The organism is Polaribacter sp., assembly GCF_024639685.1.
Taxonomy (GTDB): Bacteria; Bacteroidota; Bacteroidia; order Flavobacteriales; family Flavobacteriaceae; genus Polaribacter.
The window spans coordinates 32974-56138 of sequence record NZ_JAHEHX010000005.1; the positions used below are offsets into that span (position 1 = coordinate 32974).

At 33.0% G+C, this 23165-nt stretch carries 13 protein-coding genes; all 13 read left to right on the top strand.

Features of this window, described 5'->3' with window-relative positions:
- Positions 1–2: 2 nt before the first annotated feature.
- On the top strand, positions 3–1850 hold the full coding sequence (locus Q0L44_RS04160; RefSeq protein ID WP_296635681.1) for a RagB/SusD family nutrient uptake outer membrane protein: 1848 nt from the start codon (positions 3–5) through the stop codon (positions 1848–1850).
- 37 nt (positions 1851–1887) lie between these two features.
- Positions 1888–4929: a SusC/RagA family TonB-linked outer membrane protein gene (locus tag Q0L44_RS04165; RefSeq protein WP_296635683.1), complete on the top strand. Its 3042-nt coding sequence runs from the start codon at positions 1888–1890 to the stop codon at positions 4927–4929.
- Positions 4930–4950: 21 nt separating this feature from the next.
- Positions 4951–6675 carry a RagB/SusD family nutrient uptake outer membrane protein gene (locus Q0L44_RS04170; protein ID WP_296635685.1) on the top strand — a complete coding sequence of 575 codons (1725 nt, stop codon included), beginning with the start codon at positions 4951–4953 and terminating at the stop codon, positions 6673–6675.
- Positions 6676–6712: 37 nt separating this feature from the next.
- Entirely contained in the window at positions 6713–7741 is a 1029-nt protein-coding gene (locus tag Q0L44_RS04175; protein WP_296635688.1) for a DUF5627 domain-containing protein, read from the top strand.
- A 109-nt stretch (positions 7742–7850) separates the two neighbouring features.
- Positions 7851–9407: a sulfatase gene (locus Q0L44_RS04180; RefSeq protein WP_296635690.1), complete on the top strand. Its 1557-nt coding sequence runs from the start codon at positions 7851–7853 to the stop codon at positions 9405–9407.
- An 88-nt stretch (positions 9408–9495) separates the two neighbouring features.
- Complete coding sequence (locus Q0L44_RS04185; protein ID WP_296635693.1) at positions 9496–11358, top strand: family 20 glycosylhydrolase; 1863 nt, start codon at positions 9496–9498, stop codon at positions 11356–11358.
- Positions 11359–11698: 340 nt separating this feature from the next.
- Positions 11699–12811 carry a glycoside hydrolase family 88 protein gene (locus Q0L44_RS04190; protein ID WP_296635696.1) on the top strand — a complete coding sequence of 371 codons (1113 nt, stop codon included), beginning with the start codon at positions 11699–11701 and terminating at the stop codon, positions 12809–12811.
- Between the two features lie 34 nt (positions 12812–12845).
- The gene (locus Q0L44_RS04195; protein WP_296635697.1) at positions 12846–14354 is read left to right on the top strand and encodes an arylsulfatase; all 1509 of its coding nucleotides are present in this window, start codon (positions 12846–12848) and stop codon (positions 14352–14354) included.
- 12 nt (positions 14355–14366) lie between these two features.
- Entirely contained in the window at positions 14367–15863 is a 1497-nt protein-coding gene (locus tag Q0L44_RS04200) for a sulfatase (protein ID WP_296635699.1), read from the top strand.
- 45 nt (positions 15864–15908) lie between these two features.
- A complete protein-coding gene (locus tag Q0L44_RS04205; RefSeq protein ID WP_296635701.1) occupies positions 15909–18389 on the top strand; it encodes a glycoside hydrolase family 2 TIM barrel-domain containing protein in 2481 nt (826 codons plus the stop codon).
- Positions 18390–18431: 42 nt separating this feature from the next.
- Positions 18432–19832: a sulfatase gene (locus Q0L44_RS04210; RefSeq protein WP_296635703.1), complete on the top strand. Its 1401-nt coding sequence runs from the start codon at positions 18432–18434 to the stop codon at positions 19830–19832.
- Between the two features lie 30 nt (positions 19833–19862).
- Positions 19863–21461, top strand: a complete 1599-nt coding sequence (locus Q0L44_RS04215; RefSeq protein WP_296635705.1) for a beta-N-acetylhexosaminidase — start codon at positions 19863–19865, stop codon at positions 21459–21461.
- 22 nt (positions 21462–21483) lie between these two features.
- Complete coding sequence (locus tag Q0L44_RS04220) at positions 21484–23076, top strand: beta-N-acetylhexosaminidase (protein WP_296635706.1); 1593 nt, start codon at positions 21484–21486, stop codon at positions 23074–23076.
- Positions 23077–23165 lie beyond the last annotated feature (89 nt).

The following is a 23165-nucleotide window of genomic DNA, read 5'->3' on the forward strand; positions in this document are numbered from 1 at the left end:
AAATGAAAAAATATAGTATAAAATTAGTATTTGTATTAAGTCTATTATTTGCTTTTTCTTGCGAAGATTATTTAGATGTAGCTCCACAAGCTTTAATTGGAGAAGAGGACGCATTTAAAGACTTTGTTACAACACAAGGGTTTTTAGAAGAAATGTATAATTTGGTAGTAGATTATCATGTAGGTGGAAATGGTGGTACAGACTACCTCTTAGGAGATGAAACAGTTATTAATCAAAATTACCAAACTTCCGCTTGGATGGATCGTGGTAACTATCTCTTCTTGTATGAGGGTACTGCTCCTAAATGGACATACTTAATTGGCGAAGGTGGTGGAAATCAAAGTGCTTCTACCGGTACTGCTTGGAATAGACCAGGGGTTTGGGATGGGAGTTTGAGAGGCATCCGAAAAGCCAATCAAATTTTAGAAAAAATTGATGATATTGTAAATCTTACCACTTCTGAAAGAGATATATTATTAGGACAAGCCTATTTCTTTAGAGCATTTTTTCATTTTGAAATTATGAAATTCTGGGGGCGTTTCCCTTATATAGATGCAACGATTGTGGGGGATAACTTTAGGTTTTCAAGACCAGATACTTACAAAGAAACAGCGTTAAAAATTCATGAAGATTTTAAGTTGGCAGCAGAATTGTTACCACAAGATTGGGATACTGTTGAATTGGCTGGACAATTAGGTGGGCTAACTGTGGGTAAAAATAAGACTAGGGTAACTAAAGGAGCAGTATATGCTTTTATGGGTAAAAACCTATTAATTGCTGCAAGCCCATTGATGAAAGGATCAAGAAACACCTATGATTATGATACAGAACTTGCAGAAATGGCTGTAGATGCTTTTGCAGAGGTATTAAAGTTGGCAGACCAGGGGGCGTATAGTTTGGCTTCATTTGGTAATTATGAACAAGTTTTTATGACCAGACAAAATAAAATACCAGGGCTAAATAACGAATTTATTTTTAACGGGAGTGCCAATAGTAGAAATTCAAGTAGAAATATTGCTAGAATGCTAATGTCAAAACAAGTATTATCACAAGGTTCTTTTGTAATGAGCCCAACACATAATTTTATACATGCTAATTTTGGTATGGCTAACGGGTTGTCTGTAGAAGACGATTTAAGTGGTAATTATGGCGCGCCAACCTTTGACGCTACAAAACCATTTGAAAATAGAGATCCAAGATTTTATGAGTGGGTTACCTATAATGGAGCAGCTTTAGGTACAAGAGGTGGACAAAAGTATAGAACTGCAGCATTATATAACGGTGGAATTCATAGAACTGAAGGCTTAGCCTCAAAAGGATCTCAAACAGGTTATTTTATTAAGAAGTTTTACCCTTTTAATTATACAGATAGATTTAGAGGTAGAATTAATGGTTTGACCATAAGAAGAATTAGAATGCGTTTAACAGATGTGTATTTAATGTATGCTGAAGCGCTACATGCTGCAAAAAATAATGCAACTACTGCACCAACTTCTTATTCATTAACTGCTGAGAATGTGCTTAATTTGATGAGATCAAGAGCAGGAATACCAAATGTAAATCAATCTATAGTGGCTGATCCTAATAAATTTATGGATGAACTCAGAAGAGAACGTAGTGTAGAGCTTTCTTTTGAAGCTCATCGTTGGGTAGACATTCGCAGATGGGTACTTGCACATTTAGACAAGTATAAAAATAAAACGGGTGTAGATTTTGATGCAAACTATACATTCTTTAATGAAAGACTAGTTGTGCCAAGAGTTTGTGAATATCCAAAGCACTATTGGTTGCCATTTAGAGCCAATCAAACTCAGTTTTATGAAGGTTTTGAACAAAACCCTGGATGGTAATCGTTAAAATAGTATTTATAAAAATAAAGAGTATATAATGAACATACGAAACAAAAATAAGATACTTTTCTTTAGTTTTTTTGTCCTACTTAGTTTTACAAACTCCTTAGTTGCTCAAAAAAAAGGGAAAATAGATATTTCATCCATTGTAGTAAGTGAAAGTGGAAATCCTATTAAAGATGTAGCAATTTTAGGTTCAAAAGGAGTTGCTACAAAAACGGATTTAAATGGAAGTTTTTCTATCAAAACAAATCCAGAAGAAGTTATCGTTATTAAAAAAGAGGGTTATGTAACGCAAACTTTAAATATGGGTGATGTGATAAAACAAATCACACTTGTAAAATCAGTGTTTTTGGAATCAGAAAAAGACATCATAGATTTAGGTTTCAAAAAAACCACCAAAAGAGCAATTACAGGATCTATTTCTGTTATAAACCCAAAAGATCGTTTGGTATATGATAACACACAATTTATAAGAAATTATATTTCTGGTTTAGCACCAGGGGTAAGAGGTAATAATGGAACCAATATTAGAGGTTTAGGAGGTGCGCTTTTTGTAATAGATGGAGTCTTTAATCGTGATCCTAATACACTAAACTTAGAAGAAGTAGAGCAAATTACCATTTTAAAAGATGCCAATGCTATTGCTTTATACGGTAACCAAGCTAGAGACGGTGTTATTTTAATCAATACAAAACGTGGGGAAACTAATACCAAAGTTTCAAAAGTAAATGTTTTGAGAGGTTTAAGAGAGCCCATATCATTTCCAAAGTATTTGGGAGCCATTAAATATATGGAGCTATTTAATGAAGCTAGAGCAAACGATGGTTTAGCACCAACATTTTCTCAAACGCTTATAGACGATTATAAAAATAGTACAAATCCATACTTACATCCAGATGTTAGTTTATACAATAGTGAGTATTTAAGAGATTTTGCTAGTACTACAAGTATTATTTCAGAATTTTCTGGAGGTAATGAAAACACCCGTTTTTATGTAAATTTAGGTTGGAAAAATGACCAAGATTTGGTTAAAATTAATCCAGATGTCAATAAAGGTGCCAATCGGTTTAATCTAAGAGCCAATATAGATTTTAAAGTTAATGATTTTATTAAAAGTAGTGTAGATGTAGTAGCAATTGTAAATTCCAACATAAGTGCTCGTCAAAATGTTTTAAGTTTTGCAACAACATTTAAGCCCAATACATTTGCGCCTTTTCTTCCGCTTTCTTTATTTGATTTTGAAAATAATGATGCTTTTAGAGATCAAGTTGCAACCGCAAATAGCTATAATGGTTTCTTATTAGGAGCTTCAGCAGCTGTCCAAAATTCTCCACTTGCAAATATTTTTGCAGGAGGGTATCAAACTAAAACATTTCGTACAACTCAGTTTAGTAATTCAATAGATATTGATTTAAATAGATTTGTTAAAGGATTAACAGCAAGAACCTATTTAAGTTTTGATTTTTTCGACTCATACACTACTAGCATTCAAAACCAGTTTACCGTATATGAACCTGTATGGAATGCATTAGGAGATAAAATAATAGGGATTAATCCTTTTGGAGGACCAGATCTCCAAGACCAAAGTGAAAATATTGCTACAGATGCATTTGTAAGTCGTTTAGGCTTTTATGCAAGTTTAGACTACAAACGTAGTTCTAAAAACGGACACAATAAATTTAATGCTACTTTTTTGGCTTATTTCAATAATCAAGAGACTAGAGGAGTTAGACAACCAACGAATAATGGGCATTTAGGGTTACAGTTAACTTTTAGCCATAAAAATAAATACTTTTTTGATTTTACTGGAAACTATGTTTCTTCAGCACTATTACCAGAAGGCAATAGAGGAGGTTTCTCTCCTACACTTGGTTTTGGGTATATTTTGAGTGAAGAAGATTTTTTAAAGGATTCTAAAATAATAAATTACCTAAAATTTAAAACTACTGGAGGTTTTCTTAAAAACGATAGAAGTGTGGGGTCTTATTATAGATATTTAGAATCTTACAATAGTGGTACAACTGTTAATTGGGCAGATGGTGAGGCTTCAAATAGAATAACTAATTTACAGCAAGCAGAGAGCCCAAACCTTACTTTTGAATATCGAAGAGATACGAGTATTGGTTTTGAAAGTTATTTATTTAACGAGATTTGGTTTGAATTTAATTATTTTGATATTCTCTTAAAAGGACAAGTTACGGATGTAAATATTAATTTCCCATCTTATTACAGTGATTTTACACCTTTTGATAATAATAATGCAGAACGTTATAACGGTTTTGAATCAGCGTTTACATTTAATAAAAAATTAAATGAAGATTTTTCTCTAGATTTTGGTGGTAACATTATGTACACTAGAAGAACAAGGGAAAAAGTACAGGAAATAAGAGAATTCGATTATCAAAAGAGACAAGGAACAGAATTAGGTGCAGTATTTGGATTGATTGATGATGGTTTTTATACTCAATCAGATTTTACAGCAGACGGAGATTTGATAGACGGATTACCAGTTCCTTTAACAGAAGTAGTTTTAAAACCTGGAGATATTAAATACATAGACCAAAATAATGATGGAATTATTGATAACGATGATGAAAGGGTTATTGGTAGAACAGGAACTCCTTGGTCTTATGGGATTAATCTAAAATTAAACTACAAAAACTTTAGTTTATTTGTTTTAGGGTATGGCCAATTTGGAGGAAATGCCATCCGTTCTGGAAACTATTTTTGGGTGGAAGGGGATAATAAGTACTCAGAAGTTGCTTTAAATAGATGGACTCCTGAAACAGCAGCAACTGCAACTTACCCAAGATTATCCTCTGTTAATAATCCACATAACTATAGAAACTCAACTTTTTGGTTGTATGACAATAGTTTTTTTGATATTAGAAGAGTACAATTAACTTATGAATTTGATGAAAAATTATATAGCAAATTAGGAATGACAGATTTGAGTATAAATGTAACAGGAACTAATGTCTTACAGTTTGCTAAAAATAAAGAATTAAATCAGCTAAATGTTGGAGGTAATCCTCAATTTAGAAATTATTTTCTTGGTTTAAGAGCATCATTTTAAAAAACTATAAAAATTATTTAAATGAAAAATAATCTTAAATATTTATTGGTTCTATCCATTTTAACTATATTCTTAGGTTGTGAAGCCTTAGACCCGTTAGATGAAAATAGACAAACTTTTGATTTTGTGAGTACGGATCCAGCATTTGCTGAAGGGTTTTTATTACATGGTTATACAGGTTTAGTTAATCAATTTAGATTTGTACAAGCAGCAGCGACTGATGATGCCGTTCACAACCAATTAAATAATAGTTATAGAAATATAGCTACTGGTGGTTTGTCAGCACAATCAAACCCAACATCTAAATGGAAAAATTTTGAAAAAGTCTTCTACATCAACAGGTTTATTGATATCCTTAATATTGGTGAAATTCAATGGAATAGAGATGATGAAATTAATGCATTGTTTTATGAACGTATGCGAGGAGAAGCATATGCTTTAAGAGCTTTACACCATTATTATGTATTACAAGCACACGCAGGAATAGGAACTTCAGGAAATCTTTTGGGTATCCCTTATTTTAAAGAATTTATTCCTAATACTGGAAATTTCAATATTCCTAGACTTTCCTTCCAAGAATCTGTAGCAGCTATTATAGAAGATTTTAATAAGGCAATTGAATTATTGCCAAACGAATACTCTGATAGTCCGTCTAAGGTGCCAGCTAAATATGCCGCTTTAGATTTTACAAAATGGTTAACCGTAAATGGATCTCAATATAATTTAAGAGTAACAGCAAAAATTGTAAAAGCATTAAAAGCTAGGGTAGCCTTATTTGCGGCTAGTCCTTCTTTTTTAAACGGTAGTGAAGGTTATTATGAAACAGCAGCAAATATAGCTAGCGAATTGATTACTGATATTGGAGGAGTTTCTGGTCTAGCACCAGATGGAATTCTTTATTATGATTCTGATAGTGATATTAACAATCCAGAAATATTATGGAGAGGATCTATTGGAGGCACAAATTCAGCATCAGAGAGAAGTTATTTTCCACCTTCTTTAAATGGTTTAGGTCAAATTAATCCATCAGAAAACTTGGTCAATGCTTTTCCGATGCAAAATGGTTATCCTGCGACTATAAGTAATGGTTACAATCCACAAAACCCATATGAAAATAGAGATCCAAGGTTAAAAAACTTTATTATTACAAATGGAGATTCATATGCACGAGGTACTATAAATACTGGCTTTGGAGGTGGTATAGATCGTTTAGATTCTATTCCACAACTGTCTACAAGAACAGGATATTATTTAAAGAAATTGTTGAGACCAGATGTAGTCATCAATCCAAATGGATCAAATACAGGGCAAAGACATATTAATGTTTATATTAGATATACCGAGTTGTTTTTAATTTTGGCTGAGGCAGCAAATGAAATTGGAGGGCCAGATTATCAAGTAAATGGAATGTCCGCAAGAGATATTATATCTGCGATAAGAAAAAGAGCAGGCTTAGCGCAACCAGATGCCTATTTAGCAACAATAAACACAACAGAACAAATGCGTAGACTTATTCAGAATGAAAGACGTTTAGAGCTTTGTTTTGAAGGGTATCGTTTTTGGGATCTTCGCAGATGGGGATTAGATTTAAATGAAACAATTAAAGGTAACTTTTTTAACGGAACTGAATATCAAGTATTAGATCAAGTAGAACCAAGAAACTACCCTAATTTTGCAACATATCTACCAATTCCAAATAGTCAAGTTATTCAGTTTTCAGCTTTAGAACAAAATAGAGGTTGGTAATTTATTAAAAATAGTAATAATTAAAAATATTAATGATATGAAGACGAGACTAATTTTCTTATTTGCCCTAACGTTAATTTTAGCCGCATGTGAAAATCAAAAGAATGAGTTTGATGATTTTGGATCTACTGGAGTATATTTTCCTTTTCAAACACCAGCAAGGAGTTTAATTTTAGGAAAATATGACTTAGGTTTTAACGACAATGATAATAATAAAAGATTCGAAATAACTGTTACTATGGGTGGCGTTTATACGAATGATATAGAAAGAAAAGTATCATTTGTCAAAGCTCCTGAATTGTTAGATGATGTAGATAACGTAGTAGCCCTTCCAGATAACTATTATAACATTGTAACTGAAAGTCCAGTTACAATACCCGTAGGCTCTACAAAAGGGCGTATTACCATACAATTAACAGATGCATTTTTTCAAGACCCTTTATCTTTTGCAAGAGTTAGAGATAGTGTAAACTATGTTGTACCATTATTAATTACTGATGTTGAAAATTTAGATTTTATTTTAGCAGGTGAAGCAGCCGTAGATAATCCATCTAGAGTTAATGAAACACATTGGTCAATTTTTCCAAAAGATTTTACACTTTTCGGTATTAAATATATTAATAAATACCACGCATATTATTTAAGACGTGGTGTAGATGTTGTTACTGATGCTGCTGGTCAATCCATTGATAATGTTTATAGTAATGAATTCATAGAAAGAGACGAATTGGTTTTGGCTACTATATCTGGAGAAAATAATATTGAATTACTAAACAGAGTTAGAAGAGGTAATAACACAAGCCCAGGTGATGTAAATTTAGAATTATCTTTTGATGATAACAATAATTGTATTATTGGTAGTTATGATTCAGACCCTTACAACGTTACTGGAACTGGAAAATTTGTTACAGATGGTGATACTTGGGGAGGTAAACCAAGAGACGTAATTTACTTAGACTACACGTATATTGATGTTCTTAATAATGAAACACATGCCGTAAAGGATACATTAGTGGTACGAGACAGAAATGTAGTTTTCGAAGAGTTTAGTATACGTTTGAAATAATAAATTTTATATACAAAAAACATAAAAATTCCTAATTTGGTTTTTTTACTTTCACAAAGCTTTAAGAAATAGAAAAACTTAAAGCTTTGTGAATTTAAAACGAAATAATATGTTAACTTATAAATCGAAACTATTTTCTCTATTTTTTTTTACGATATCCATTACTTTTTTAAGTTGTAAAAAGAAAGAAAACAAAAATGAAAAAATAAATATACTGTTTATTATGACAGATGATCATTCCTACCAAGCAATCAGTGCTTATAATGATCAACTTATTAAAACACCAAACCTAGACCGTATAGCAAAAGATGGTGTATTATTCAGAAATAGTTTTGTTGGGAATTCAATTTGTGGACCAAGTCGTGCAACGATGCTCACAGGAAAACACACACACAAAAACGGTCAAATAAATAACCGAGTAAAATTTGATGGAAATCAAGTAACTTTTCCTAAACTATTACAAAAAGCAGGTTACCAAACTGCATTAATTGGGAAATGGCATTTAAAAAGTGATCCTCAAGGTTTCGACTACTGGAATATTTTACCTGGTCAAGGAAAATATTATAACCCAGACTTTATTGAAATGGGAAAGAAAAAGCGTGTTGAAGGCTATGCTACTAACGTAACAACAGATTATGGTATCAACTGGATTAAAAATAGAGATAAAAAGAAACCATTTTGTTTGTTATTGCATCATAAAGCTCCACACAGAACTTGGCAGCCAGATACTTTACATATAGATGAGTTTAAGAACAAAACATATCCAGTACCTGCAAACTTCTTTGATAAATATGAAAATAGAGTTGCAGCTAAAGAACAACGCTTAAGTATTCGTTCGCGTGATATGGACCTTAATTACGACCTAAAACTAGAACACGAAAGTATAAAAGGACGTTTTGGAAAAGTAAAGCACACCAAAAGAATGAATGAAGCTGAAGCAAATCGTTGGAATGCGCATTATAAACCTATTACAAAAGAATTTTTAGAGAAAAAACTTGAAGGTGATGAATTAGACTTATGGAAATATCAACGCTACATGCGCGATTATTTAGCGTGCATACGTTCTGTTGATGAAAACGTAGGGCGTGTATTAGATTACTTAGAAGAAAACGGATTGGCAGATAATACGCTTATCGTTTATACTTCTGATCAAGGTTTTTATTTAGGTGAACACGGCTGGTTTGACAAACGATTTATGTACGAGCAATCTTTTAGAACTCCTTTGTTAATGCGCTTGCCAAAAGGCTACGAAAGAAAAGGAGAAGTACCTGCTTTGGTTCAAAATATAGACTATGCTCCTACTTTTTTAGATATCGCTGGAGTTACTATTCCTAAAGAAATTCAAGGAAATTCAATAAAACCTTTATTATTAGATAATACTAATGACAATAAATGGAGAGATGCAGTTTATTACCACTACTACGAATTCCCTAATGAGCATATGGTTAAAAAACACTACGGGGTTAGAACAGACCGTTATAAACTAATTCATTTTTATGATGATATTGATGTGTGGGAATTGTATGATTTACAAACAGATCCAGAAGAGATGAACAATCTTTTTGGAAAACCAGAATATAAAGTTCTAACCAAGCAATTAAAAAAGCGTTTAAGAGAACTGCAAGTTGAGTATGAAGATGATACCGTAGAGAAAGTAAAAATATAGTTTAATTTTACTGTTTCACTTCATACGGGTTTTAAATTTTTAAACAATTTACATATAATAACAGAACACCCTAAAATATAATCTACAGATGAAACAATTTTCAGTTTATACTTTATTTTTATTATTTTTTCTCAACGGTTGTTCCTACAAGAATGAAATACAAGATGTTGAGAAATTTGTAAACGCAAGAGTACTTCCTAAAGTTCAATCAGTAATCGTCTCAGATGAGTGTGGTTTTAAACTAGAGGCTATAAAATCAGTAGCAGCAAATAATGAATTACAAACACAAGCAGCATATATTTCTAAAAAGCTTTCAAAATCATTAGCTAAAGAGGTCGCTATAAGTGAAAAAGGAAATCTTTCCTTACAAATCAACTCAAAATTTAAAACAGAGCAATACCAAGTTCAAGTTTCTAAAAATGGAATAACCATAGAAGGTGGAGGTCCTTCAGGAGTGTTTTATGGTATTCAAACATTTTTACAATTGTTGCCAACCGAAGTGTATGCCAACGAGAAAATTTCATCAAATTATGTTTTGCCTTCATTAAATATTGAAGACGCACCACGTTTTAACTACAGAGGCATGATGCTAGATGTAAGTAGGCATTTTATTCAATTCGATGATTTATTGGAATATGTTGAAGTTTTAGCGCAGCAAAAAATAAATGTATTACACCTTCATTTAACAGACGATCAGGGTTGGAGACTTGAAATAAAATCACATCCTGAGCTAACCGAAATTGGAGCTGTTCGTGGAACAGGAAAAGTATTAAAAGACTATAGAAATCGAAAAGCACCAGAATGGCAACAAGCAGATTCAGACCCTTACGGACCATTCTTTTATACCCAAGAACAAATAAAAGAGCTTATTGCTTATGCAGCAACTAGAGGTATGACCATTATACCAGAAATTGATGTTCCTGGACATTCATTGGCAATAAATAAAAGTTTAAATACGGGTTGTAAAGTAGCAGGTTTAGAAGGTGTACACGGTTACAAAGGAAATGTGATGTGTGCAGGGAATGAAGAAGTGTTTCAGATTTTAGATGATATTTTTGGAGAAGTAGCAGCATTGTTTCCATCTGAATATATTCATATTGGAGGCGATGAGGTTAACCGTAAACAATGGCTTAATTGTAATTTATGTAATCAATTAATGAAAGATAAAAAATTTAAAGATGATGCACAATTACAGCATTATTTTGTAAAACGTACTAACGAGATTGTTACTAAATATGGTAAAAAGCCAATTGGTTGGAATGAAATATTAAAAGGAGGAAAATTGCCAAAAGGCACCACTATTATGTCGTGGATTGGACCAAAACCGGGTATTCGAGCTGCAAAGAAAGGTATTGATGTAATTATGGCACCAGGGAAGTATTGTTATTTTGATATGAAAGAAGCCAAACATAAGTTAGAACCTGGGCACTGGTGGGCAGGTATTGTTAACTTAGAGCGTGTGTATAGTTTTGATCCGTATGAGTCTATTCCAGAAGAAAACAAAAAACACATTAAAGGAATTTCTGGGGCGTTGTGGACTGAATATGTAACTCCCGAAAGAGAACAATTGCATTACAAAACCTTTCCAAGATTATTAGCTTTAGCAGAAGTTGGTTGGAGTCAACCAGAAAATCGTGATTTCTCTGAATTCATGGGCAGACTTGGAAGTCATCATCTAAAAAGATTGGATGCTCAAGGAATTGGTTATCGCATTCCAAGGGCAAAATATGCACTTGAAAAGGATTCTATTTCTTTTACAAAACCCTATGCTGAAGCAGAAATTTACTATACACTTAATGGGGAAATTCCAACGATAAATTCTGAAAAGTACTCTCAAAAGATACCTCTAAAATTTAAAGACAGTATTAAGTTTAAAACAACTTCGCCTGTAGGTAAATTAAACAAATATGAAAATATAATTAAAGAGCCTAAGAAGAAGAAAAAGAAATAGAAAAGAATCGTAAAATTTTGTTCTTTAAAACAAATGGTTCTTGGAAGTGAAAAGAATCATACCATTTGGTCAGAACATTTTCGATTGATTTATTTTAAGATGGCTCTGAAGAAATGTACAACCATAGAAATGCTCTAAATATGAATGTAACATTACAGGAAATCGAAAATATCAAGAAACAATCAATACGCTAAAAAAGCACCTAACAAAAATAAACAACCTCAGTTTTTGCAAAAGCAGGCATAGAGCAAATAAATATTATAAGGTTGATAAAAATACAGAAAAAGAAAAGAATAATTAATACATTAATTGTCCAATATACATAACCACAGTAATTGATATGAAACATACTATTAAATATACAATACTACTTTTAACTTTTGTTTCTTGGAATTCATTATGGTGTCAAAAAATTAACATTGCACAGGTAAAACAGGATATGAAACGTGTTGCCGATTGGCAAATGGCACATTTTAATGATGCATTTAGCAAAAAAAAACCACACCACCCTTTAGATTGGACAAACGGTGCATTTTATGTGGGTTTAGTTAAGTGGGCAGAAATTGCTGGTGATGATACCTATTATAAATGGTTGAAAAAAATTGGTGAAGACTATAACTGGAAATTATATGATAGAATCTATCATGCAGATGATCATACGGTAGGTCAATTGTATTGCGATTTATACAAAAAATATCCTCAAAAAAAAATAATTAAACCCACCATAAAACAGTTTGATTATATCCTGTATCATCCCTCTAAAAGTGCTTTAAATTGGAAAACTCCTTTCCATTTAGATCGTTGGAATTGGTGCGATGCCCTATTTATGTCACCACCTGTTTGGGCGAAATTGTACAAAATTACAGGAGAAAAAAAGTATTTGGATTTTATGATGAAGGAATATAAGGCTACTACAAAATTTTTATTCGATAAAAAAGAGCAGTTGTATTATAGAGATGAAAGATTTATGAATAAGCTAGACAAGGGTAAAAAAATCTTTTGGTCTCGTGGTAATGGGTGGGTATTTGCTGGTTTGGTAAATATTCTAAATGAATTAGAACCAAAGACCAAAGAATACAAGTACTTTTTAAAAATCTATAAAAAAATGGCAAAAAAATTAGCTCAGATACAAACACCTGAGGGGCACTGGGCTATGAGTTTGTTAGCTCAAGAGCAATATCCAACACCAGAAGTTAGTGGAACTTCTTTTTTTGTATACGGTTTGGCATGGGGTATCAATAAAGGAATACTAGATTATGATACTTATGAACCCGTAGTTAAAAAAGGCTGGAACGGAACCAAAAAGCACATAACAGAAGAAGGTATGTTGGGCTATGTGCAACCTATAGGAGCGGCTCCAGGAGAAGCTTTTCCTGATAAAACTGAAGTGTACGGTGCTGGTGCTTTTTTGTGTGCGGGCTACGAATTAATTAATTTGCTTAATACCAAATAATGTGAAATTGATACATTTAAAAATATCTTTCATATTGATTCTAGTCGTTTTTATTAGCTGTAAAACAGTTAAGGAAACTAAAGATGAAGAACAAACACGCCCTAATGTCGTAATTATTTATGCGGATGACATGGGTTATGGCGATTTAAATTGTCAAAACCCCAATTCAAAAATTCCAACTCCATATTTAGACAAACTAGCCTCAGAGGGTATGCGATTTACAGATGCCCATAGCTCATCGGGTATTTGTTCACCAAGCCGTTTTGCATTATTAACAGGAACATACCATTGGCGCAATCAGCATGAAATTGTAAAGTCATTTGGTAAACCTTTTTTTAAAGAGACCGATATTACGCTTCCGCAGGTTTTAAAAACTGCAGGGTACACTACAGCATGTATAGGTAAATGGCATTTGGGCTTAGATTGGGAATTTAAAAATCCACCGTCGCTTAAAAGAAAAAAAGGGAGAAGAATAATTGATGTTTATCAATCTCATGATATTGATTGGAGTAAACCTGTGAAGGGAGGTCCATTAGACAGAGGTTTTGATTATTATTTTGGAGATGGGACTATAAATTTTCCACCCTACGCTTGGATGGAAAACGAACGGTTTATTGAAGCACCAACTGAAGAAATGAGTTCAAAAAACACCTGTATAACAAAAGAAGGTAAATGCGAGTTTCGAGCTGGACCTAAACTTAAAGATTGGGATCCTTACAAAGTATTACCTACCCTTACTACAACAACGGTAGGATGGATTAATAATTATGACAAGAAAGAACCGTTTTTTCTTTATTTTGCTTTGCCATCACCTCATGCTCCCATTATTCCTAATGATGAGTTTGAAGGAAAATCAGAAGCAGGAGCTTATGGAGACTTTATGGTACAAACAGACTGGGTAGTTGGCCAAGTACTAAATGCATTAAAAGAAAAAGGCTTAGAAGACAATACTATTGTTATTTTTAGTTCTGATAACGGTCCTGAGAAATATGCTTTTAAAAGAGCTGAAAAATTCGACCATTTTAGCATGGGAGATTTTAGAGGTTTAAAACGAGATATTTGGGAAGGCGGACATCATGTTCCCTTTATTGTAAAGTGGCCCAAACAAATAAAAGCAGGTACAGTTAGTAACGAAGTCATATCGCAGGTAGATATTATGGCTACCATTTCTAGTATCACAAAAACGGCACTGCCCAAAACAGCTGGCCCAGATAGTTACGACTTTTCAAGTATTTTAAAAGGAAAAAAAATTAAAGGCCCTTTAAGGGAAGCAACCGTTCAAAATACTTTTGAAGATAAATGGGCGTTGCGAAAAGGCAAATGGCTTTATATGAATACGTCAGATGTTAGTCATTTTAAAGTGCCTGAATTCTATACGAAATTAAAGAATTATACAGATTTTAAAACAAAAGGATTGCTGTTTGATTTAGAAGCTGACCCCGAACAGCGCGTTAATTTATATAGTAAATATCCACAGCAAGTAGAACAAATGAGAAAGCTTTTAAGCACATATCGTACCCAAGGCTATTCTGTAAAAAACTAAACCCATAAAAAAATGAAAATCATTCAATATATATTATCTATAAGTTTTTTTATTACGTTTGTTAATGAAAGTTATTCTCAAAATAAATTAAACATTCTTTTAATAACCGCTGACGATTTAAACTGCAATACTGTTGGTGTATATGGCTCTAAGGTAGATAATATTACACCAAATATAGATAAGCTAGCTTCACAAGGACTTCGGTTTACAAAAGCCCATGTAAATGTTGCTGTTTGTGCACCTTCAAGAGGAGTAATCGCAACAGGGCTTTATGCTCATAATAGTGGATTAGTTGGGTTTTCTGATACCAAAAAGGACATCCCAACTATTGTTAAAACATTTAAGAGCGAAGGTTATCGTTGTGGAATTTTAGGGAAAGTTGATCATTCTTCACCAAAATTTGATACGCCTTGGGATACAAAATTAGATTTAAAGGACTTAGGTATGGGGCGTGATAAAGATATTTATTACAAAGAGGCGACAAAGTTCATTCAAGAATCAAAAAAGAAAAATCAGCCTTTTTATCTCATGGTAAATTCGCACGATCCTCATCGACCGTTTGCAAAAAGTGATCAAGAAAAGAAATGGAAAAAGTACAATATTAAAGATCCTTCTAGAATCTATAAACCTAATGAAGTTGTTGTACCAGGTTTTTTACCAGAATTACCAGAAGTTCGCTTAGAAATTTCTGAATATTACAGTTCTGTTAGGCGATTAGATGATACCGTCGGAAGAATACTACAAACATTAGAGGAACAAGGTGTGGCAAATAATACATTAATTATGTTTTTATCAGATAACGGTATGGCATTTCCTTTCTCTAAAGCCAATTGTTACTTGCAGAGTACCAATACACCATGGTTAGTGAAATGGCCTGGAGTTGTGAAAGAAGGTAAAGTAGATGATGAGCATTTTATATCAACTGTAGATTTTTTTCCAACAGTTTTAGAGGCAGCAGGAATTAAAAAACCGATAACCTTAGATGGAAAATCTTTTGTTAAAATATTAAATGGAAAAAATCAAAAAGGAAGAAAGCATGTGTTTACACAGTTTCATGAAACAAATGGAGGCAATGCTTATCCAATAAGAAGTGTTCAAGACGAAAGGTTTGGCTATATTTTTAATGCTTGGGCAAATGGTAAAAAGGTTTTTAAAAATGAATCTCAATCAGGACGTTCTTGGAAAGCCATGAAAAAAGTGGCTAATTCTGACACTACCATTAAAGCTAGGGTTCACCTTTTTGAAAATCGAGTTTTAGAAGAGTTTTATGATTTTAAAAACGACCCAAATGCTTTGAATAATTTAATTCATAACCCGAAATACAAAAAAGAAATTGCTTGTAAACGTAAAGAGCTTGAAAAGTATATGGAAAAAACCGGCGACTTTTTATTAGCGGCTTTTAGAAAAAGGGATGATGCTCAATTTATAAAGAAATTTGTTGCTAAACTTCAACAAGAGGCTAAAGCGAGTAAAATTGAACGTGATAAAATGAAAAAAGCAAAAAAATAAGTAAAAATATATTTTGTTTAGATATTTAAAAATACCAATAGATTAATGAAAACTTTAAATTTTTTTTTTAATAAAATAGTTATTGCCTTTATTTTATTATGCATGATTTCATCAGGAAACCATGCTCAAGAAAAAATAACACTTACTAATAATTGGAAGTTTTTACAATCTGATTTAGGAGGGATTTGGGAAGCCGTTAGGCCTATAAAAAGAGGTAATGCAGAAGCAGTTCCTTTCTGGGAAACGGTCTCTATCCCGCATTCTTACAATGCTCAAGATGCTGTGGATCCAGATGTGAATTATTACCAAGGACCAGCATGGTACAAAACCAACATCAAAACAAATAATCCTTATCCTGATGGAAGAACCCTTATTCATTTTGAAGGTGTTGGGCAAAGAGCAGAGGTATATTTGTATACTGAAAAAGTAGGCGAACATATTGGAGGTTATGATGAGTGGACTATAGATATAACCGAAGCAATAAAAAAAATAAAAAAACTACCAAATTCCAAAAAGCGTTTTAGAAAAGGAATTCCATTAATAGTTAGAAGCGACAATTCAAGAGATTTAACCACGATTCCTTCTAATCTTTCAGATTTTACAGTATACGGTGGAATCTACAGGCAAGTTCACCTAGTGCATGTACCAAATATTTACATGAAAGATGTTGTTACGGGAGTAACTTATGATGAAAAAACTAAAAAAGGAAATATTGCCATTTCTGCAAATGTGCGCAACACTCAAAATAGTGACTATGGCTTAAATGTAATTATTAGAAATAAAAAAACAAAAAAAGAAGTCGCTCGAAAAAATATTACATCTAAAAATCAAAACATTGATTTCAATGTAACAGTTAAGAAACCAACCCTATGGAATCCAGACAGCCCAGAATTATACGAATGTATTGTTACAATTAATTCTGAAAAAGGAACTCAAAAAATCAGTCGTAGTGTTGGATTTCGATATTTTGAATTTAAAAATAAAGGGCCTTTTTTATTAAATGGAAAACGATTACTACTCAGAGGAACCCATCGCCATGAAGACCATGCAGTAGTTGGAGCTGCAATGACACCAGAGATGATTGAAAAAGAAATGGTGATGATGAAGGAAATGGGAGTAAACTTCATCCGTTTGGGGCATTACCAACAATCTGCGCAAGTATTAGATTTATGTGATAGTTTGGGTATTGTCGTTTGGGAGGAGATTCCTTGGTGTAGAGGTGGTTTAGGTGGCGAAAAATATCAGGCTCAAGCAAAACGGATGCTCACAAATATGATTCACCAACACAAGCACCATCCCTCTATTATTATTTGGGGGCTTGGTAACGAAAACGATTGGGACGGTGATTTTCAAGAATTTGATAAAGAGAAGATTCGAAAATTTATGAAAGAGCTACATGATCTTTCACATGAATTAGATTCAGAACGAAAAACGGCAATCCGTAGATGCGATTTCTGTAAAGACATTGTGGATGTGTATTCTCCTTCCTTATGGGCAGGTTGGTATAGAGGTAAATTTACAGAATATGCCAATGTATCAAAACAAGAAGCAAACGAGGTGAAACATTTTTTACATGTAGAATGGGGAGCAAGTCAGCATGCAGGACGCCACTCTGAGTCTTCTGAAAAAGTATTAGATAAAATAAAAACCAATCAAGGGGCTGATGAGCGCGATGGGGACGCCTCGCTATTTGGAGGTGTTGCAAGAGTCTCTAAAGATGGTGATTGGACAGAAACGTATGGTTGCGATCTTATAGACTGGCACCTAAAAGAACAAGAAAAAATGGATTGGTTAACAGGAACAGCCTATTGGCCATTTAAAGATTTTTCAACACCTGTAAGACCAGATAACCCTGTTCCTTATGTGAATCAAAAAGGAGTGGTACAGCGCGATTTTAAACCTAAAGAGGCTTTTTATGTATTTCAATCCTATTGGACAGAAAAACCTATGGTTCATATTTATGGGCATTCATGGCCTGTAAGATGGGGTAATGTTGGCGAAAAGAAAACCGTTAAAGTTTATTCCAATTGCGATAAAGTTGAACTTTTTGTGAATGGGATATCGTATGACTTCAAAAAAAGAAACAGTCAAGATTTTCCGGCGGCAGGTTTAAGATGGAATGTGGAGCTAAAAGAAGGAGATAACATCATTATAGCTAAAGGGAAAAAAGGTAGATTCACAATTTCTGATACCATCCATGTAAAGTATCAAACAGCCAAATGGGAAAAACCATCAAATGCTCAAGTAAAAGTTACACCAATAAACAAAAAAGAAAGTAAAGTTGAAGTCTGGTTAAAAGATAAGAATAATGTTCTTTGTTTAGATGCTAAAAACTGGGTGCTTTTTGATTATATTGGTAAAGGTAAAATGTTAGATAATATAGGGACTACTGGAGGTTCTCGTAAAGTTCAAGCAACTAACGGATATGCTTCAATAATCATCCAACACAATGGAGGTTCTGGAGTGGTGTCTGTAACATCACCAAAACAAGTTTTTACAACTGTTTTTAAAGAAATAAATAGATAAGACACAGTGAAGAAAAGAATACGCTTATTTTGCATCCTCTCAGTGCTAACATTTTTTAATGTTTTAGGACAACAAAAAAACGTGTTATTCATTGTTGTTGATGATCTTAGGCCAGAACTAGGGTGTTATGGAAACCCAATCGTTAAAAGTCCAAATATAGATAAGCTGGCAAGTGAGGGTATTGTATTTGAAAAAGCCTACTGCCAACAAGCGGTATGTGGTCCAAGTAGAGCAAGCTTTTTAAGTGGTTTACGACCAAATTCAACCAATGTTTTTGATCTTAAAACACGTTTGCAAGAATCTGTACCCAATACCTTAACATTACCTTTATTCTTTAAAAATAAGGGATACGAAGTTATTTCTTTAGGTAAAATTTATCACAATAGAGGAGAGAATGGAGATGACCCTAATAGTTGGACTGAGCTAGAATGGCATCCTCAAGGACAATGGAAAGGGCGTGGTTATCTTACTAAAGAGGCGCAATCAAAAATATACAATACCAATAGAAAAAAAGGCGTCGGTCCTTCAACAGAAAAAGCAGCAGTTAGCGATAATATGTATCCAGATGGGGTATTGGCTGATGAGGCTATTGATAGATTAAAAGGCTTTAAGAAATCTGGAAAACCTTTTTTCTTGGCTTGCGGTTTTCAAAAACCACACCTACCTTTTAATGCACCTAAAAGGTATTGGGATATTTATAATCCTGAAACACTTTATCAAACAAGCCAAAAATCATGGCCTGTTGATATGCCCAAACGTGCCGGTAATAAATCGGGTGAATTAAAATCATATACAGATATTCCACAAAAGAAAAAAAATTGGGACAAATCGATAGAAACCAATTTAATACATGGCTACTATGCTTCTGTTAGTTATGTTGATGCACAAATAGGTAAAGTAGTTGAAGAATTAGACCGATTAGACTTACGAAAAAGCACAATTATAGTGTTGCTAGGAGACCATGGATGGAAACTTAACGATTATGGAGCCTGGTGCAAACATACCAACTTTGAGATTGACGCTAGAGTCCCTTTAATAATTTCGGCTCCTCAATATAAAACAAATAAAAATTCACCAGCTTTAGTTGAATTAGTCGATGTTTATCCAACATTAGCAGACTTTTGCAATTTTGAAATCCCAACACATTGTGAAGGGGCATCATTAATTCCACTACTTAAAAAGCCAAATAAAAAATGGAAACAAGTAGCTTTAAGTCAGTACCCAACTAGTGGTAGTATGCGGTATTCTATACGAAGTGGTAAATGGCGTTATACAGAATGGATAGATAAAGAGAATCATATAGTTGAAAGAGAGCTGTATGATCATTCTAAAAGCCAGCTTGCTGACCGTAATTACGCCAAAGACAAGAAATATCAATCTATAGTTAAAAAACTAAGCAAACAGCTAGATAAAGGTAATGGTTGGAAAAAGTTTCAAAAATAATACCTTTTAGAAATACTAATACTAATGAATATGATGAAAACATTTTTCCAATATACTATCTTTTTACTTTTAACGGTATGTGTTTATGTAAATGGTTATGCACAAATAATACCACAACCAAACCAATTAAGTTTTGGTAAGGATACTTTTATCATAAGTAAAAAAGCAAGGTTAAATTATAATATAGCAGATAAACAAATTCTTGAAATATTTGTAGAAAAACTTGAGGCTCAAACAGGTATTAGTATTAAAACTGAATCGGTATCCAAACAAAAAGCAAGTATTATTTTAACAGAAGATGCTTCTCTCAAATCAAATAACGAGGGTTACGAATTGCAAATTTCTAAAAATTCTATAGAAATAAAGGCAGCAACTAATACAGGTCTTTTTTATGGTTTGCAATCTTTACTTCAACTTAGTACGTTTTCTAAAAATAAGAGTAAGAAAATTGCCCTACCAACAGCAAAGATTGTTGACAAACCTTTATACGAATGGCGAGGCTTAATGTTAGATGAATCGCGTCATTTTTTCGGAAAAGAAAAGGTAAAGGAATTGTTGGATTGGATGGCATTTTTTAAACTTAATAAATTTCATTGGCACTTGACCGACGGCCCGGGTTGGCGAATTGAAATAAAAAAGTACCCAAAACTAACTTCGGTTGGCGCAAAAGGCAATTGGCACAACCCAGATGCAGCACCTCTTTTTTATACACAAGCTGATATTAAAGAAATCGTTGCATATGCTGCTAAAAGGCATATTGAGATTATTCCAGAAATAGACATGCCTGGTCACGCAGCAGCAGCGAATAGTGCCTATCCAGAATTTAGTGGTGGTGGTTCAAAAAAATATCCAGATTTTACGTTTAATCCAGGTAAAGAAGGAACCTACCAATACTTAACTGATATTTTAAAAGAAGTTGCTGAGTTATTTCCATCAAAATGGATACACCTAGGTGGCGATGAGGTTCATTATGGAAATCACAAATGGAAAACTGATAGCCATGTACAAGCATTAATGAAAAAACAAAATTTAAAAACGTTAAGGGACGTAGAAAACTATTTTTTACATAGAATGAAGGATAGCGTTTTAAGTTTGAATAAAAAAATGGTAGGTTGGGATGAAATCGTAGATGCCAATATAGCTAGTGAAGAATCGATGGTGATGTGGTGGAGACATGATAAGCCTAAACAACTTAAAAAAGCTTTAAATAAGGGTTATGAAACGGTGTTATGCCCAAGAATACCGCTCTATTTTGATTTTGTACAAATGGATGCCCATAAATGGGGAAGAAAACGAAGAGGAGAATTCTGTACTTTAGACAAGTTGTATGCTTTTCCAAATAGTTTATCAATAGCTCCTAAAAGAAAAAAGCAGTTTGTAAAAGGAATTCAAGCCAATGTATGGACAGAAAGGATACAAAATGAAGACCGTTTTGATTTTATGATTTATACAAGACTCGTCGCTTTAGCAGAAGCTGCTTGGACACAAGAGAAAAATAAAAATTACGAAAATTTTATAATTCGTTTAAAACCGGTATTGGATTTATTTGATAAAAACGGCCTTTATTATTTCAATCCTTTTTATCCAGAGTTAACACCAGAACCTATAGGAGTTGGAAAACAAAATTAAGGGTTTTAAATAGATAATAATCATGAAAAAATACACACAATATTTCACATTATTACTAATTGTATTTGCTACTACTAGTGGAGTTTCTCAAATAGTACCTCATCCTAAACAGGTTCGTTTTGGAGAAGGTACGTTTGTAATGAGCAAAAAAACAACGTTTAATTATAGTCCTGAATACAAAGAAATTGTTGAGATTTTTACAAAAAAATTGAATGCTCAAACAGGTATTAGTATCCAAAACAAATCGGTAAAAAAACAAGATGCAAATATCATTTTAACAAAAGACTCTTCAGGCAGTCTTCATTCAGAAGGATATGAGTTGCATGTTTCTAAACAATCAATAGAAATTAAAGCATCAAGTAATAGAGGAGTCTTTTATGGATTCCAGTCCTTACTACAGATGTCATTACTTTCAGAGGTTAAGAGCAAAAAAATAGCGATTCCAGCGACTCAAATAATAGACGAACCTTTATATGGATGGCGAGGTTTGATGTTAGATGAATCTCGTCATTTTTTTGGAAAAGAGAAAGTAAAACAATTATTAGATTGGATGGCTTTTTTTAAACTGAACAAGTTTCATTGGCATTTAACGGATAGCCCTGGATGGAGAATTGAAATAAAAAAATATCCAAAATTAACCACTATTGGAGCTAAAGGAAACTGGCATGACCCAAATGCTATCCCTCGTTTTTATACACAAAAAGATATTAAAGAAGTTGTAGCATACGCTGCAAAAAGGCATATAGAAATTATTCCAGAAATAGATATGCCAGGACATGCAGCGGCAGCCAATAGAGCTTATCCAGAATTTAGTGGTGGTGGCACAAAAAAATATCCCGAGTTTACCTTCAACCCTGGTAAGGAAGGAACATACAACTACTTATCGAATATTTTAAAAGAAGTTACTCAGTTATTTCCTTCTAAATGGATACACCTTGGAGGTGATGAGGTGCATTACGGAAATCAGCAATGGAAAACAGATAAAGATGTGCAAACGCTAATGGCAAAAGAAAATTTAGAAACCTTAAAAGAGGTTGAAAATTTTTTTTTGCATAGAATGAAGGATACCATTTTGAGCTTTAATAAAAAAATGATAGGCTGGGATGAAATTGTTGATGCCAATATATCTAATAAAGAATCAATGGTAATGTGGTGGAGAGGCGATAAACAAAACCAACTTAAAACTGCCTTGAATAATGAGTGTGATGTTGTTTTGTGTCCTAACATACCTCTTTACCTTAATTTTATACAAAAGGAATCTCATAAATGGGGAAGAAAACGAAGAGGGAAATTTGGAACCTTAAGTAAAATATATGCTTTCCCTGAAAGTTTAAAATTAACGACCAAAGGAAAAAAATCTTTTGTTAAAGGAATTCAAGCCAATGTTTGGACTGAAATAATACAAAATGAAAAACGTTTAGATTTTATGCTTTTTCCAAGACTATTGGCATTAGCGGAGTCTTCTTGGACGCAAGAAAAAAACAAAAACTACGAAAATTTTCTACATCGCTTAAAACCCGTATTAAAAGTATTTGATAAAGAAGGTATTTATTATTTCAATCCATTTTTTCCAGAACTAACACCTGAACCTATAGGCGTTGGAAAACAAAATTAAGGGTGTTAAAATAAATGGTTATAATACTAGACTAAATAAATACTTAATTGAACTTTAACAATTTAATATAGTATTAACTTTGTGTTGAG